This is a genomic window from Pseudomonas cremoricolorata DSM 17059 = NBRC 16634 (assembly GCF_000425745.1).
Taxonomy (GTDB): domain Bacteria; phylum Pseudomonadota; class Gammaproteobacteria; order Pseudomonadales; family Pseudomonadaceae; genus Aquipseudomonas; species Aquipseudomonas cremoricolorata.
In genome coordinates this window covers 104,975-119,290 of record NZ_AUEA01000014.1, presented here as the reverse complement: position 1 = coordinate 119,290, position 14,316 = coordinate 104,975, and the positions used below count along the sequence as shown (strand labels likewise).

The window sequence follows — 14,316 nt, the reverse complement described above, 5'->3', positions numbered from 1 at the left end:
GGTTACTCCAGGTCGGTCAGGCGGCTGCGCTGGCGTGCTGCTTTTTCGTGATCCACGCGGGCCAGTTCGGCGCGCACGGCGCGGGCGATGGCCTGGGCATCCATGCCAGGGGTGGGGTGGATGGCGATCTGATAGGTGTCGTGGCTGTCGAGGCGCGCAGAAGCGCGGGCGCTGATCGGCGGACGGTCATCGATGGTGATGCCCGGGCGGGTGACATTCGGTAGGTCGATACCCTGGTTCAGCCCCATGGCCAAGCCGTCACGGGTGAACCCGCCCAGCTCAGCGAATACCCGTGACGGGCTGTGTATGCCCAGCTTGTCCTTGAACCAGTCGATGGTGCCGTTGCCCAGCTCGCCAATGGCCGCCTTGACCCGGTTTAGGCCGCCGAGCAGTCCGGCGACCAGGCCATCGACGATCATCCCGCCGAACTCGCTGAATACGGCCGGCAGCGTTGCCAAGTACCCCAACGCAGCCTTGAAACCCCGGAACAGCAGGGCATAAGGGTGGAAGGCGAGGATGACCTCGGCCATGGTTTGCACGGCTGTGCCCACTGCACGGGTCATCCACGACCAGCCTTCGGCGGTTATCGTCTTCAGCAGGTCCCAGTGGGTGTAGATCAGGTAGGCCAACCCAGCGAGGACTGCTGTTATGGCCGCGATCGTCAGCACCACCGGGTTGGCTGCCAGCGCCCACAGCGCGAGGCTCACCGTACGCAGCGCGGTGATCAACGCGCCGCCCAGGACGGCAGCCAGTTTGCCCAACACCGGTAGCAGCCCCATGCTGCGTATGCCGAGCATCATCAGCCCATAGCGGATCAGCACGAACGGGCCAAGGACACTGGCGAGCGCCAACGACAGCGCGCCCATGACCGTAACCAGCGCAGCCACAGCGGCCGCAGCCTTGACCAGGCCGGCAGCGAGCTGGGGATTCTCGGCCGCCCAGCGCTTGAGCGCACGGATCAAGCCGGTGACGGTTTGCACGATGCTTCTAAGCGGGCCGTTCTGCTGGGTTTGCAACTCGATGCCCAGGTTTTGCCAACTGCTGGTGAGCGTGTTCAGGTCGCCGGCAAGGTTATCGCCCATGACCTTGGCGGTGCGCTGGGCTTCGCCACGGGTCTGTTTCAGCGTTTCGATGAAGGCCTGCAACTTGCCCTGGCCAGCCTGCGCCACCAGCACCTGCATACCCGCCACCGCTTCTTCGCCGGCTATGGCCTTGAGTACGCCGGCGCGGTCGCCGTCGCCCAGGTGGCGGGTCTTCTGATAAATCTCCTGTAAGACCTGCGGCAGATCGCGCAGATTACCTTTTGCATCCTTGGCGCTTACGCCCAGACGCTTGAGGGCTTTGGCCGCGGCTGCCGGCGGCGCGCTGAGGCGTCCGAGGATCGAACGCAATGCGGTCCCGCCCATACTGCCCTGGATGCCCGCATCCCCCAGCTTGCCGGCCATCGCCGCCACGGTCTCCAAGTCCTGACCCACGCTCGACGCCACGGGCGCCACATACTTCATGGTTTCGCCGAGCATTTGCAGATTGGTGTTGGAGCGGGTGAAGGTGCCGACCAGGACGTCGCCCAGTCGGCCCATGTCACCGGCACCGAGGTTCATGCCGGTGAGAATGTTCGAGGCGATATCGGCGGTTTCGCCCAGCCCGTTGTCACCGGCTTTGGCGAGGTCGAGCATACCCGGCATGGCCTGTTGGATGGCCTTGGGATCGAAGCCCGCCATCGCCAGGAAACCTTGGCCTTGGGCGGCATCAGTGGCGGTGAAGCTGGTGTCGGCGCCCAGTTGCCGGGCCTGGGCACGCAATGCCTGCATGGAAGCATCGCCCTGGTCGAGACGGGCCAGCGCCTGCACCTTGCTCATGGTCGCGTCGAACTCCAACCCCGGCTTGATCAGTCGTGCACCGGTGTACAAGGCGCTGCTGCCGGTGGCGATGCCGCTGGCACCGGATGCGGCCATCCCCGCACCAAGCTGCTGGGCTCTACCCAGCTTGGCGCGAGCATTGGCGACACGGGATTGTTGCGCAGCGAGCTGACTTAGACGCTGGCTTTGGGTGTTGATCGAGGCATTGGCCGCAGCCATCTGTGTGCGCAGGTCGCGCTCATGGCTGGCGAGGTTGCGGGTCTGGATGCCGGCCGCCTGAAGCCGTGTGCGGGTCTGCTGCAAATTCGCCGCTTGCTGCTGCTGGGCCTGACTCAGCCGCCGCGCCTCGGCCACGGCGTTACGCATTTGCTGGGTCATCGCCTGGATCGGCGCACCGGCTGCGGCCATTTGCCTGGCGACGGCGCGCACCCGTTCCTGAGCCTGTTGCAGCGCCTGAGCGGTTTGCCGGGACTGATTGAGTTGGGTACGCCAGCCGGCGATGTCGCGTTGCTGGGTGTTCAGTTCGCGCAGACGTTCGCGGGCGGCCTTTAGCCCGCGTGCGGTGTCCTGGCTGCCCTGGTTGATTCGCCGCAGCGGCGCCGTCGCGCGGTCGATGGTGCTGAGCAAGACGCTCAGGCGCAGGTCATTGGCCATGGGCCTCGCTCCTGATCCGTGCGCGTTCGCGCCAGGCGATCAGCTCGCCCAGCGCCAGCGGGTCCATGTCACTCGGACGCCAGTGAAAGACCATCGCCAAGTCAGCCATGGCGTCTTCTACGCAAGCAGGGAGGCGTCGGTCTTCATCTGCTTCTGCAGCAAAAAACCCGACACCTTCATGCCCACGGCAACCAAGTCCGCCGGGTCGAGCTGGCTCACTTCGAATTCGTTGAGCGGGCTGATGCGCGGCACCAGCTTGATCAGGCTGGCGACGTCCAGTTGCAGCAGCTCCGACAAGTGCAGGCCGCGCAGCTCGCCGGCCTTGGGGCGGCGCAGGATGAAGCTGCTGATCTCGCTCTGGCCGCGGCGTACCGGCGTTTCCAGCTCGACCAGGTTGTCTTCTTGGGGTTGCGGCTTGGGTTGCAGCTCGTCAGTTGGTGAAGGGGTGGACATGGTCAGTGCTCCGGGGCGTGGGATCAGATGCCGAGCGCTTTGCGCTGGGCGGCCAGACGGTCTTCGCCGTCGATGATTTCGATGAAGTTGAGCAGGTCGATTTCGATCAGCACCTCGCCGTCGACCGTCAGCTTGTAGTAGGTGCAGGTGGTGGTGATGCTGTGTTCGGTGTCTTCGCCGGGCTGGGCGTCGCCCATTTCGATGGTTTCGTGACGGCCGCGCACGACGATTTCGACATCGGTGTACTCGCCGCTGTCGTCGCGCTGGTAGCTACCGCCGAAACGCAGCATCACCCCGTCGGCCTTCAAGGTGCCGAACTGGCGCAGCACGATCAGGTCCAGGCCGCCGGTCTTCCAGACCAACTGGATGCCGTCGTCGGACATGCCCAGGTCAGCCTTGACCGGGCCGTTCATGCCGCCACCGCGGTAGCCCTCCATCTTGCGGCTGAGCGGCGGCAGGGTGCAGCTCTTGCACACGCCCAGGTAGCTGTGGCCGTCGTTGAACAGGTTGAGGTTTTTCAGTTTGCGCGGCAGGGCCATGGTGGGTCTCCGTTAGCGGTTGATGCGGCTGGCGAAGTCCACCAGGTAGCGGTCGGTGATGCGCTGGCGCAGGGTGAGGTCTTCCAGCGGCGGCACCGGGGTGTAGTCGTAATCAATGAACAGCTTGCCGGCCTTGAGCTGGGTCGCGGCATTGGCCTCGTCGTCGAACCAAGCACTGCCGCCGAGCAGGTAGCCGCCGGCGACCAGGTCGCGAAACTTCGCGTTGATGCCTTCGAGCAGGTCGCGCACCAGTGACGGGTGCATGGGTTTGTCGATGGCCCACAAGTGGGCATCGGCCAGGGTGTCGGCCAGCACCTGGGCGGTACGGGTGTAGTTTTCGAAGGCGAACAAAGGGTCGTCGGCGCAGGTGCGGCTGCCCCAGAAGCGGAAGCCGCCCTGGTTGATCAGCGTGGTGACTTCGTTGCCGTTGAGGTAGTTGGCGTCGGTGGCCGGATTCTGCAGATCCCAGAACACATCGGCGCTGATACCGGTGACGCCGTTGACCGCGATATTGGACAGGGTCTTGTGCCAGCCGACCTGCTGATCGAGCTTGGCGCGTAGGCCCAGGGCCTGGGCAGTGGCCGGGGCGTTGACAGTGCGGTTGTTGGCCACGCTCCAGGCCTGGAAGTCCGGCCAGATCAGCATGGCTTCGCGGGCGCCGAAGTTTTCCCGGTAGGCAACGGCTTCTTCCTTGGTGTTGCAGCCACTGGCGCCGAGGTAGGCGAACCCGCGCAGTTGCTGGGCCACGGCGACCAAAGCGCTGGCCACCGGCAGGGTATCCAGGCCCGGCACGGCGAGAATCCGTGGGCTGACCTTGAGCCGGGTTTTTGCCGCCAGCAGGGCTTTCATGCCGGTGTACTTGCCCTCGGTGGTGGTCGTGCCGATCAGATTGCTGACCGTCTCGGCTTCGCTGTCGCCACCGTCCACACGCACGACAACCGTGGCCGGGCTGGTCTGGTCGGCGATGGCTTGCAGGCTCGGCGCCAGGGTGCCGCTGTCGCCAGCCTTGCCCAAGGCGCTTTGCAGGCTGGTCAGCAGCACGGGTGTGTCGAGCGGGAAGAGGTCGGGGTCGGCATCGTCGGCGACACAGACCATGCCGACCACGGCGGTTGACACGGTGCGGATGGGGCGAGCGCCTTCGTTGATTTCGAGGACGCGTACGCCGTGGTGGTATTCGTCGGCCATGGGAGGTGCCTGTGCGGTGGGGGGGACACTGCACAGGCTGCCGGCTATCGGGGGAAAGGGCGACCGCAGGGGGTTGTAGCGCCCCGCAGCACAAGGGTTACAGCCACAGGGGCGCGGTGGGGCGGGCTGCGGGTTGCGGGAACTGCTCATGCTCCGGCCAGCCGCGCAGCGCCAGCCGATAGCGTTGCAGTTCGGCGTAGTGCTCGGCGTTCAAGGTGGTGTCGCCCCCGGCTTCGAGTTCATCACGGTGGCGTGCGACCAGGCTGTCAGTCGCCTCCAGCATGCGATCACGCCATAGGCGTTCGCGCCGTTCCAGTTCCTGCGGCGGCACCGGGGGCGGTGACACGGCAACCGGCGCGCCGTCGGCATCAGCGCCGATCATCAGCCCTGCAGCTTGCGCCTCCAGCAACTGCTGGTAGCGCTCGGTACTCACCTCAATCAGCTCATGTTGCGGCGGAAGCGTGCAGTCGGGGTTGGGTACTTCTATCTGCTCCACAGGTGCAGCGTTAGCGGTGGCATGCAAGAGCAGCTCGTCGTTGTCGTGGGGTTCAGTTTCGCCGGCGGTGAGGGCAGGCGCCTCCCAGGCAGGATCTGGCATCGATAGCATGCGCGGCCCGTGCACTTCATCGAGGTAGAAACCGGTTGTCTGGGTATGGAAGTAGATCGCCATTCAGTAGCCCTCCACCACGACGAACAACGTCAGCCCGTACTGCAGGTTGACGTCCCACTCATCCACACGCAGCGTGCAACCGGTCTTGGTCAGGTCGCTATAGGAGGCCGAAAGGGTGCCAGGGCTGTCGTCACTCAAGGCAATGCCGATCAGTACAGAGTCGGCATGGTTGGGGAACGCAATGGGCCAGACCACAGCCCCGGTCCAGGCCAGCGCCACGTCGCCAATGTGCACGGCTACGCGCTGGCGTAGCAGGCCGGTATCGGCGCAGCGCCACCAGCCTGGGGTGCCGCGTTTGCAGGTGTTGCGCGGCAGGTCCTGGGTAGTGACCAGGTGCACCATCTCACCAGTTCTGGCGCGCATGTAAGGAATGCTGGTGTTGTTGCTGACCAGGCCGATGACATCGACCCAGTCAGCCTCGACCTTGGTCGCCAGGCGAGCATCGGTTTGCTTGCGGGTATAGGCATCAGTAATGCCGTAGTCGGCCAGCGTGGAAGGGTTGCTGCCCGCGATGACCACGCCGCGTCGGTCGATCTCGACGCGGGTATAACTGCCTGCTGGCCGGGTGGCGGGCAGCACCTCGATTAGGCGCTGGTCGACATAGTCCCGCGTCGCCAGCACCACCGCCGGATCGATGCGCAGTTCGATATTGGCGGTGTTGCTTACTAACAGATGAATGCGCAACACCTGGGTGCGCCCGGAGCCTTGCGCCAGCAGCGGCTTGAATGAGGGCGGGCAGTTGGCGACGGCGACCATGTCGCCCTCGCTGTCGAACAACGCCAGCTCACGAATCCAGAACCCGCCGACTTCTTCGGGCAAGACCTGCTCGGCGATGATGATCGCGGCATTGCGCGGGTCGATGCTGAGCTGATTGAGCGGTGCTCGCCGGCGCTCGTTGATCAGGCGGGTCTGTGTGGGGTCGGGCAGGGGCTGCGTGCCGTTGGCGTCGCCGACGGCCATCTGCGCTACCGTCCAGGGCAGGCCGAGGGCGTTGGCACGGGCCAACTTAGCCGCGCCGAGGTCGGTCAGCACGGCGAAGAACTGCGAGGTCTGATCGGTCATGGGTGAATGTCCAGAGCGTCTATGGAGTGGGTGCGGCCGCCGCCGGCGATGACGCCACCGACCTCGATGTCGCGTTGTGCGGGTGGGTAGATGCTGAGCGCATCGCCGTCGCACAGCGCTGCACCGATGCGCACGCGGCCGTTGGTCGAGAGGGTGATCGCCAGCCCGGTCAGGTGGCGGGTGAGGGGCTTGGCGTCGTCGATCAGCCAGCTCAGTTCCTGGTACATGGCTTCGGTGATGCCTTCGTCGAGCACACCGATTTTCAGCGCGAAGGTGCCGGGCACGCCGGGCGGCTCGGTTTCAAACCATTCCACCACCTCGATCAGATACCCCAGCGGCTCGACCACCCTGCGCAGCGCGCCGAGGGTGCCCTTGTGCGCATGGATGAACCACGATGCGCGGATGGCCGCACGCTTGGCCGCTTCCGGCCAGCGGCTGTCCCAGCGGTCGACGGAGAAGGCCCAGGCCAGGTACGGCAGCAGGGCTAGCGGGCAGCGCGCGGGGTCGAGCAAATGGCGAATCGGCACCGGCACCCGTTGAATCTGGGCCAAGGCTTGCCCGGCCTGGCGCTCCAAGGGCGTGGCATTGCCCGGCAGCAGGCTCATGCCTCACCCGCCAGGCTCAGTTCGATGTGCGTGCAGTACGGCGCCTGCGCCTCGGTTGCCTGAATGTCGCACCAGTCTTGCAGCGCGACATGGCGCACCCCCTCGACGTGCAGGGCGGCATGCAGCGCCGAGGTCGCCACGCGCATGCCCAGCCGGCGCCGTTGATGGACGAACGCCAGCAAGCGCTGCTTGGCCGCGGCCAAAATTGGCTCCGCTTCCGGCCCGGCGCTTTTCAGGAACAGCCGCGCCTTGACCTGATACGGCAGCACTTCGGCGCCTTGCACATGCAGTCGGTCTGCCACTGGCCGGCGGTTCTCGTCGTCCAGGTAGCGGCGCACGGTCTCCAGCAGTTCAGCGCTGGCACTGCCATCGCCCAGGGCTGACTGTACGGTGACCACGGCCACCGCCGGCGACGGACTGTGCGCGGTGGCATCGGCCACCTGGCCATCGGCGCCGCGGGCATGGAACACGTAAGCGTTGCGCGGACCGGCGGTGCTCAGGCCTTCGAAGGCCATTTGCGCACGCTCGCGCAGGGCGTCGTCGCTTTCCATCACGCGCATGACCGGTGGGGTCGCGTCCGCCTGCGCCGGGCGGATCTCCAGTCGGGCGACATTGAAGTTGGCCGCAACCTGGTCCAGATCGCTGCCCCGTGCCGAGCTGAGCAGCACGGCCAGCGACGCCTCGTTGACCCGTTGCCGCCAGATCATTTCGCGGTAGGCGTTTTCTTCCAGCAGCTTGGTGATCGGCTCGGACTCCAAGGCCAGGCGGCGGGCGATCTCGGCCTGCTGGTCGGCAGGCCACAGGCTGATGGCGTAGGCCTTGCGCTCGCTGAGGATCTGCTCGAAGTCGATCTGCTCGACCACCTGCGGCGCGGGCAACTGGCCGAGGTCGATAGGGGTGAAGGTGTTCATGCGCGGCCCCCCAGGTTCAGCGCCACGCGCAGGCTCAGGGGCTGGTTGTCGTCGACCAGTACACCGGTCAGTTCCAGCAGCGCAGCGCCATGCAGCCCCGGTGTGCTTAGGTGCACGTGCGCCAGGCGGATGCGCGGCTCCCAGCGCATCAACGCCATGACCGTGGCGGCGTAGACGCGCAGGCGGGTTGCGTCGTTCTGTGGTTGGTCGATCAGCTCCGGCAGCAGGCTGCCGTACTCGCGGCGGGCCAGTCGCGTGCCGATGGGGGTGGTGAGGATGTCCTGGCATGACTGCGCGATATGGCTGCGCAGGTCGAGCGACGAGCCATCGAGCCGGTTCATTGCGGCGCCCCGCTCAGGTCATTGCCTTGCTTGACCTCACCGTGCCGGTGTTCGACCAGGCTGATGCCGGCGGCGACCACATCGTCGCTGACGTTGACTTGGCCGGTGATGGTCTGGTTGCCGGTCTGGGTGTAGTCACCTACATGGGTGATGGGGCCGACGATATGCAGGCCGCCGCTGCTGGTCAGGTGGGTGGTGCCGCCTTCGGGCAGTACGGCGCTGAGGTGATGGGCGAGGCTGTCGTACTCAATCACCGCGCCGTCTGCGTAGCTGCGCCGGTGCAGGCCGGCGCGCTCGCCGTTGGCCGGCAAGGCGTCGCTGAACAGGCCGGTGATGACGAAACCATTAGCCAACTGGCCGCTGGGGGAGAGCAGCAGTACCTGTTCACCTGCGGTGGGCGGGTCCCATTCCTGGTCGGCGCCAGCACGGCCGGCGATCCAGGGCAGCCAAGTAGTAATGAGATCGCCAGTGCTGACCGTCACTCTGGGCGGACGGTGCTGCACCTCGGCGATGGTGCCGAGGCGGATGAGGTTTTCCAGAAGGCGGTGTAGCGTTGCGAGTTCGGTCATGCCGCTGATGATCGCGGGCGCCGCGGCCGTTTACAGCATCACTGACCTGTCGGAGCCTGCTCTACAGGCGCGTCTACGGCCGGCGTCGCGTCCTTGGCGGGGATTTCGTTCTTCTTGAATTGCTCCCACACCGCGCCGTCGAAGAAGGTCATCGAGACGATGTGTTTTTGCAGAAGGCTGATGGTGAAGAGACTGCCGATTTCATCGGGGCGGCTGTCTTTACCGATGCAGCGGTCTTCGAGGCCATTACCGATACCAGGGCCGTTCGCCTGCTCAGCCTTGATGGCTTCGTACACTTTTTCGTAGGGCGTGGTGAACGATACGGTCAGGCGGTCTTTGTCGCGAAAGCCGCTGTAGATCGGAATGATCGAAAAGCCTTCATCGATGTTGGAGTCGTGGTCCTGAAGGTTGCCGAAGTTCTCAACCCAGCCGATGTAGACCTTGCGGTCCTCCATGCTGAACAGGTACAGGCGTTTGTTGAACAGCGAATCGAGCAGCAGCGCCTGGTGGGTGCTGGTGGGCAGCATGGTCTTGAGAATGAACGAGCGTGTCAGGTAGTCGGTTTTCAGGCCGTGACGATAGCGCGTGATCTTGAAAGACAGCTTTGCGGCTAGATAGGCATACAGCGGGCCGAACACGATCGCCATGATCAGCGTGGTGAACATGTGCTGCTCGGTATCTTTGGCGAAACCACGTTCGGCCAGCAGGTCTGACAATCCCCAGAATCCACCGCTGGCCCACTCCAGCAGGAATATCACCACTACCCACGGCAACGTGAGCACGATGCCACGCATCGCAATATGAAGGTACAGCGACTGCCCTTCATATTTGGCGATGAGCGTTTTGTCGTAGAAGTTGTATTTGCAGTAGATGAAGCCGCAGATCAGGATGGGGAGGACGAGAAGAAAACCCATTGCGCTACCGGGCGGCCCTTACTCAGTGTGAATTGGAGATGGCGGCCTTCGCGGCCTGACAGGCTTTGACGAACTCTGCGTCGCGAAAGGCGGTGGAAGCGGAAATCGAAACAGCGCCGTGGTCACTGACCTGCACTTGCTCAGCGACTTCATTGAGCTGTCTGGCGATGGCAAGCGACTCTTCGGAAGGTTTCCAGACCGCCTGCAACACCTTTTCCCAGAAATTTTTATCGCTCACGATCATTCTCCTGTGTCTCAGGTTTGACCTGAGGACCTGCCAGTCAGATTAGCAGACCGTTGTCAAAGTTGGCCAAACCGAGCGCAGGTTAGCACAGGGCCTGGCCCATTCCTAACCAGACCCGGCCCCTAAACAGCCAACGCATCGAGCAAGGTGTTGCGGATGATTTCCACATCACGCTCGGTAAGCCCCAGCAATTCTCGCCGCGGGTATTTGACGGCCGGCGAGCCAGGCCGCGGCCGATCTCTCAAGCCTCGCTGGTGAACCTTGGCGATTCTCGCCACCCGACCGGCGAAGCCCACGGTGGCGCTGGTCGCATCACCGCGTGCCTTCAAGTGGGTGGTCGTGCGTAGCTTCCTGAACATCTTGGCCTTGTTGCGTACGCGACCGCGTTTATCGCGCAGCGCCGGTTGCTTGCGCGGCGCATAGGTGCTGCCGTCGGTGTTGCGCTGGGCGCCAATGCGTTGTTGCTGGCTGCGGCGCAGCTGTTGCGCCAGGTCGCGGGCAAGCGTGCGGCGCGCCGCCGGTTCAAGGCGCTGCAACAAGGGCGTAAGCCAGTTTTCGAGCGCTTGCAGGTCAGCCATGGCGGTCACGCTTCGGCGTTGGAGTGACCAGCGCCATGCCGTCCGGCGCGGGCGGTGGCTGCCAGGCGGCGAGCAATTCCCCGCCGGCATGCAGCTCGATGCGGCCGCAGTCGGAATAAGGCGCGTAGCCTGGGTCTTCGGGATGGCTGACATCGAAGCTGTCGTCGGCCTGGCGCTTGACCAGGACGCGTTCGGTCAGTGGCAGGGTCAGGCTCAGGTCGACCTTGCCGCGGTCGAGAATGTCGGCCTCGAACTGCACGCCGTCGTTGGACTTGTCGAGGTTTACCAGCAGCTCCGACTGATGGGTGCGCAGCCAGCCGAGGATCGGCAGCATCACGCTATCAGGGTGGCCGGCGAAGTCGGTCAGAATCAGTTGCAGCTCGTAGCTGTATTCGAACGACAGGCTGCTCGCCGCGGTACAGCGCACCCGGCCCTTGTCGATGAACAGCAGCAGCCGGTCGGGGTTGTGCTCCAGGCCTGGCACGGCGGCCAGCAAGTGCGCACGCAGGCTATCGGGTTTGTTCATGGTTCACCTGTTGGCGGTAAAGGCTATCGATTTGCGCGGCGCATTCGGCCCAGGCCTGTTCGATGCGATCCAGATCGTCGAGCAGTTCACCGTTGCGCGTCGGCCGGGTCGCTGGTAGCTGGCACGGCACCACTGCTGGACAGCCACTGATGGTAGGCGGCGGCGCTGCTGAGGGTGGGGCGCTCGCGCAGCCGGCGAGCAAGGTCAGGCAGAGGCTGGGCAGCCCAAGTGCGAAGCGCGGTGTTTTCATGGCGAAGGTTCTCGATCTGGCGTTGCCGTTGTGCCAGCCCCTGGCGCAGTTGCTGCTGCATCAGACGCAGGCTGGCCTGCTCGGCGCGCTCGCGCTCCAGCAGTTTGTTGAGCTGGGCAAGGCTAAGTTGGTAGCGCTCGGTGGTGGCCTGCGCCTGTTCGAGCTGGGCCTGGCTGTGTTGCAGCGTCGCGTTGGCGCTGTCGAGGCGCAGGCGCATGTTGGCCGCCCACAAGCCGGCCAGCACGGTCGCCGCCAGCAGCAAGCTGAGCCAGACGCGCGGCAGCAGGTTCACGCGACGCCCGCCTCATGGGCGCAGTCGGCGTGTCGTTGGTAGGCGCGTTGCAGCTTGATGTCGTACAGGTTGCGTTGGTAATCCGGCCCGTTGTACAGCGCGGCGACCTTGGCCCATTGCCGGGCCTTGAGTGCCTTGTGCAAGGCGGCATCGGTTTCGATGAAGCGCACGAAGGCCTCGAATTGCTGCGACTCGCTGGCGTGCATGGCCGCGACGAATGCCTGCACGCTGACGTAACCCAGGCGCTGCCAGTGAAAGCCCATGATCTGGAAGGCGCCCCAGGATGTGGCTTCCAGCGCGCAAGTGTCATCGATAAGCCGGGCATGGGCCAGGCGCTGATGCTCGGCGGTGCCGCCGGCATAGCCACCGGGCTTGGGGTTGACCAGTGCCGGCTGCTCACGCGCAAGCTGCTCGGCACGCTGGCGTGATGCGTCCGGATCTTGCTCGTTGGCCGCTGCCGCCTGCAGGCGCCGGTACATGATGTGGCGCTCGTAGAGGATGGTCGGCTTGCCGTTGGCCAGAAAACCTTGGCCCTTGGACTCCACCTCATTTAGCGCCTGCACGCTGGCGGCCGGCACGTCCAAGCGCTCGGCGGCGGCGAGCAGGTCGGCGTTGCGCAGCAGCGCAGTGCAATCACCGCCTTGCAGGCTGGTCAGCGTCTTGGCACCGGCGATGCCGTCCGCCACCAGGCCGACGCGCAGCTGGTAGGCGCGCACGGCGGCCTCAGTGGTGTCGCCAAAGTAGCCGTTGACGGTCAGGTTGGCCCCCTGCTGGTTGAGCAGCCGTTGCAGGTCGTGCACTGCTTGTGAGCGGTCGCCGTGGCGAAGCGTAGTGGTCATGGGGAACCTACCTTGTGGTTGAAAAAGCGTTTAGCCAGCGAGCGGGTGCCCTCGACGCCAAGCAAGCCGATGACCCCGCCGAAGAACGGTGCGGTCGAGGTGGCGATGCCCAGCAGCGACAGACCATGGCTCGCAGCCAGCGCCAGGGCGCCGCACAACGGCGCTTCGATGGCGATGCGGCGCCAGGTGCCACCGCCGTACATGATTCGCAGCGCGGCGATGACCACGGCGAGCAAACCGGAATACAAGCTCGGCCAGTGCTGTTCGAGCCAGGCGGCCAGCCAGGCCCAGGTGTCGGGGCGTTCAGGCATCGTTTTCATTCCGCTGGTACCGAATGGGGGTTGAGGTCATGACCACAGGTTCACCATCGCCCGCTCTGGCGCCGCAGGCGGCAACGTCGGCAGGCTGACCAACACGCCAGCCGGCAGCACAGGGCCGTGCTCGGCCAGGCCCGGGTTGGCGGCCAGAACAGCCTCGACCAGTCCGGCGGTGCGGCCGTAATGGCGCCAGCACAGCGCGTCGACGGTGTCGTGCTGCTGGGTGCGCAGCGGCTCGTTCATCACAGCAGCTCGACCGTGGTGCGGGAGCTGCCGAGGAAGTCGCGGATGGCCCAGCGCTGGTCGCGGCGGTAATCGTCGATGCTGGGCGCGTCGTCTTCGGCGCGCTTGCCGCCGTTGGCGGTGCTGTCGTAACCGCGATAGCGCTCGCAGATCTGCGCGGCGACCGAGGACAGCACCGCACGCAGGTACAGGTGCACTTGGCGGGGCTTGCCGTTCAGTGGCTCGCTGGGCACCTCATTTAGATGCTCGAAGCCTTCGGCCTGGCGGGCCTGACGCCAGGCCGTCAGCTCGCGGTTGACCTCGATCAGCGCGGCCACCACGGCGGTTTCCAGGCGCGCCGTGGTAACGCTTGAGTCAATGCGCAGGCGGGTTCTGACGTCGTCCAGGTCAATCGACGGCCAGAACGGATGGCTGTCGATCAGGCCGCCGGTGACGGCGCCGTTCGCAATGAATGCGCTCATGGCGGGTGCTCCGAATAAGTCGGCGGTGGTCGGCAGGTCATTGTTGGGCCTGGGGTGTGCCCTCATTCGCTGCCGAGCCGCCGGGTGCGTGGGACGCTCGGTCAGCCGGCAGTGCCGGCATGTTTCTTGTGCATGCGCTCGGCGCGCTCCAGGTCTTTCTTGCCGCCGCAGCTGTCATGCAGCTCGATGGCGCGGCGCAGCAGGTCGATGCCGGCCTTGATCTGTCCGGGCTTGCCAGGGTTGGCGTCATCCAGGCCGGCGAGGGTGGCTTTGCCCAAGGCCAGATTGAGCTTGGCGCGGACCTGGTCGGGCATGTCCTGGTCGTCGGTCAGTTCGGCGGTGAGGGTCAACAGCTCGAGGGGGAAGCTGTCGCCGGTTTTCTGCGCCTTGAGCGCTGCCTCAGCGATTTCCTCGGCGATCAGGCAACCGCTGCTGCGCTCGAAGCGGTCCGACATGCGCAGCCCGTGGTGCAACACGTAGGCGGCCAACTCCAGGCCGCCGGTCCAGTCACCCGCGTCGAAGCGCCAGATCATCACCGTGGTCAGTACGTCATCCTGGGCACCGCGGCCGGCCTCGACGACGCCGGCGACATAGGCCTCATACGCCGGCAGCAGCTCGGCCTTGAGTTTGCCTTTGCCTTCCTGCGACTGGATGCCCGACAGGCGCTGGCGATCCTGATGCAACTGGGCGAGCTGCAGCTCGTACTGGGTGGCGCCTTCCATACTCTGTTCGGGGGCGATGGCCGCCGCAGCCTGCGCCGCGGTGACGCGCTGGTAGTGGCGTCGGCAGGGGTTAGTCATGGCG

The 14,316-nt window shown here is 65.3% G+C and carries 21 protein-coding genes and 1 pseudogene; all 22 read right to left on the bottom strand.

The features are described 5' to 3' along the window. Positions 1 to 2 precede the first annotated feature (2 nt). Positions 3 to 2,513, bottom strand: a complete 2,511-nt coding sequence (locus tag H618_RS0116600) for a phage tail tape measure protein (protein ID WP_028696137.1) — start codon at positions 2,511 to 2,513, stop codon at positions 3 to 5. After that, positions 2,503 to 2,622 carry a GpE family phage tail protein gene (locus tag H618_RS22600; protein WP_028696136.1) on the bottom strand — a complete coding sequence of 40 codons (120 nt, stop codon included), beginning with the start codon at positions 2,620 to 2,622 and terminating at the stop codon, positions 2,503 to 2,505. Before H618_RS22600 ends, H618_RS0116600 begins: the two co-directional genes overlap by 11 nt. Positions 2,623 to 2,630: 8 nt before the next feature. Further along, positions 2,631 to 2,966, bottom strand: coding sequence for a phage tail assembly protein (locus H618_RS0116590; protein WP_033727734.1), 336 nt, complete (start codon positions 2,964 to 2,966; stop codon positions 2,631 to 2,633). A 23-nt stretch (positions 2,967 to 2,989) separates the two neighbouring features. Continuing rightward, positions 2,990 to 3,505 carry a phage major tail tube protein gene (locus H618_RS0116585; RefSeq protein ID WP_028696134.1) on the bottom strand — a complete coding sequence of 172 codons (516 nt, stop codon included), beginning with the start codon at positions 3,503 to 3,505 and terminating at the stop codon, positions 2,990 to 2,992. A gap of 12 nt (positions 3,506 to 3,517) precedes the next feature. After that, the gene (locus tag H618_RS0116580; RefSeq protein WP_028696133.1) at positions 3,518 to 4,690 is read right to left on the bottom strand and encodes a phage tail sheath protein; all 1,173 of its coding nucleotides are present in this window, start codon (positions 4,688 to 4,690) and stop codon (positions 3,518 to 3,520) included. Between the two features lie 97 nt (positions 4,691 to 4,787). After that, a complete protein-coding gene (locus tag H618_RS0116575) occupies positions 4,788 to 5,360 on the bottom strand; it encodes a phage tail assembly chaperone (protein WP_028696132.1) in 573 nt (190 codons plus the stop codon). Then, the gene (locus tag H618_RS22130) at positions 5,361 to 6,422 is read right to left on the bottom strand and encodes a phage tail protein (protein WP_050577332.1); all 1,062 of its coding nucleotides are present in this window, start codon (positions 6,420 to 6,422) and stop codon (positions 5,361 to 5,363) included. Beyond that, on the bottom strand, positions 6,419 to 7,027 hold the full coding sequence (locus H618_RS0116565) for a phage tail protein I (protein ID WP_028696131.1): 609 nt from the start codon (positions 7,025 to 7,027) through the stop codon (positions 6,419 to 6,421). Before H618_RS0116565 ends, H618_RS22130 begins: the two co-directional genes overlap by 4 nt. Continuing rightward, a complete protein-coding gene (locus H618_RS0116560; protein WP_028696130.1) occupies positions 7,024 to 7,938 on the bottom strand; it encodes a baseplate J/gp47 family protein in 915 nt (304 codons plus the stop codon). The genes H618_RS0116565 and H618_RS0116560 overlap by 4 nt, the downstream gene beginning before the upstream one ends. Continuing rightward, positions 7,935 to 8,279, bottom strand: a complete 345-nt coding sequence (locus tag H618_RS0116555) for a GPW/gp25 family protein (RefSeq protein WP_028696129.1) — start codon at positions 8,277 to 8,279, stop codon at positions 7,935 to 7,937. The genes H618_RS0116560 and H618_RS0116555 overlap by 4 nt, the downstream gene beginning before the upstream one ends. Then, entirely contained in the window at positions 8,276 to 8,848 is a 573-nt protein-coding gene (locus H618_RS0116550; protein WP_028696128.1) for a phage baseplate assembly protein V, read from the bottom strand. Before H618_RS0116550 ends, H618_RS0116555 begins: the two co-directional genes overlap by 4 nt. A gap of 38 nt (positions 8,849 to 8,886) precedes the next feature. Beyond that, positions 8,887 to 9,762, bottom strand: a complete 876-nt coding sequence (locus H618_RS0116545; RefSeq protein WP_028696127.1) for a hypothetical protein — start codon at positions 9,760 to 9,762, stop codon at positions 8,887 to 8,889. Between the two features lie 22 nt (positions 9,763 to 9,784). Next, positions 9,785 to 10,000 (bottom strand): hypothetical protein, encoded by a 216-nt coding sequence (locus H618_RS0116540; protein ID WP_154660680.1) that lies wholly within the window; start codon positions 9,998 to 10,000, stop codon positions 9,785 to 9,787. 128 nt (positions 10,001 to 10,128) lie between these two features. Continuing rightward, positions 10,129 to 10,584 (bottom strand): phage virion morphogenesis protein, encoded by a 456-nt coding sequence (locus H618_RS0116535; RefSeq protein ID WP_028696125.1) that lies wholly within the window; start codon positions 10,582 to 10,584, stop codon positions 10,129 to 10,131. Next, entirely contained in the window at positions 10,577 to 11,110 is a 534-nt protein-coding gene (locus H618_RS0116530) for a phage tail protein (protein ID WP_028696124.1), read from the bottom strand. Before H618_RS0116530 ends, H618_RS0116535 begins: the two co-directional genes overlap by 8 nt. Beyond that, positions 11,094 to 11,360: an Rz1-like lysis system protein LysC gene (lysC, locus tag H618_RS23220; protein ID WP_245586789.1), complete on the bottom strand. Its 267-nt coding sequence runs from the start codon at positions 11,358 to 11,360 to the stop codon at positions 11,094 to 11,096. Before lysC ends, H618_RS0116530 begins: the two co-directional genes overlap by 17 nt. After that, positions 11,284 to 11,577: pseudogene (locus H618_RS0116520) on the bottom strand (Rz-like lysis system protein LysB); the annotation flags it as partial. The pseudogene H618_RS0116520 and the gene lysC, both read right to left, overlap by 77 nt. 71 nt (positions 11,578 to 11,648) lie before the next feature. After that, on the bottom strand, positions 11,649 to 12,491 hold the full coding sequence (locus tag H618_RS0116515; RefSeq protein WP_028696122.1) for an N-acetylmuramidase domain-containing protein: 843 nt from the start codon (positions 12,489 to 12,491) through the stop codon (positions 11,649 to 11,651). Continuing rightward, a complete protein-coding gene (locus tag H618_RS0116510; protein WP_211232367.1) occupies positions 12,488 to 12,811 on the bottom strand; it encodes a phage holin, lambda family in 324 nt (107 codons plus the stop codon). Before H618_RS0116510 ends, H618_RS0116515 begins: the two co-directional genes overlap by 4 nt. A 27-nt stretch (positions 12,812 to 12,838) precedes the next feature. Further along, positions 12,839 to 13,051, bottom strand: a complete 213-nt coding sequence (locus H618_RS0116505) for a tail protein X (RefSeq protein WP_028696120.1) — start codon at positions 13,049 to 13,051, stop codon at positions 12,839 to 12,841. Further along, positions 13,051 to 13,512, bottom strand: coding sequence for a head completion/stabilization protein (locus H618_RS0116500; RefSeq protein WP_028696119.1), 462 nt, complete (start codon positions 13,510 to 13,512; stop codon positions 13,051 to 13,053). The genes H618_RS0116505 and H618_RS0116500 overlap by 1 nt, the downstream gene beginning before the upstream one ends. A gap of 101 nt (positions 13,513 to 13,613) precedes the next feature. Further along, positions 13,614 to 14,312, bottom strand: coding sequence for a phage terminase small subunit (gene gpM, locus H618_RS0116495; RefSeq protein WP_028696118.1), 699 nt, complete (start codon positions 14,310 to 14,312; stop codon positions 13,614 to 13,616). Positions 14,313 to 14,316: the final 4 nt, after the last annotated feature.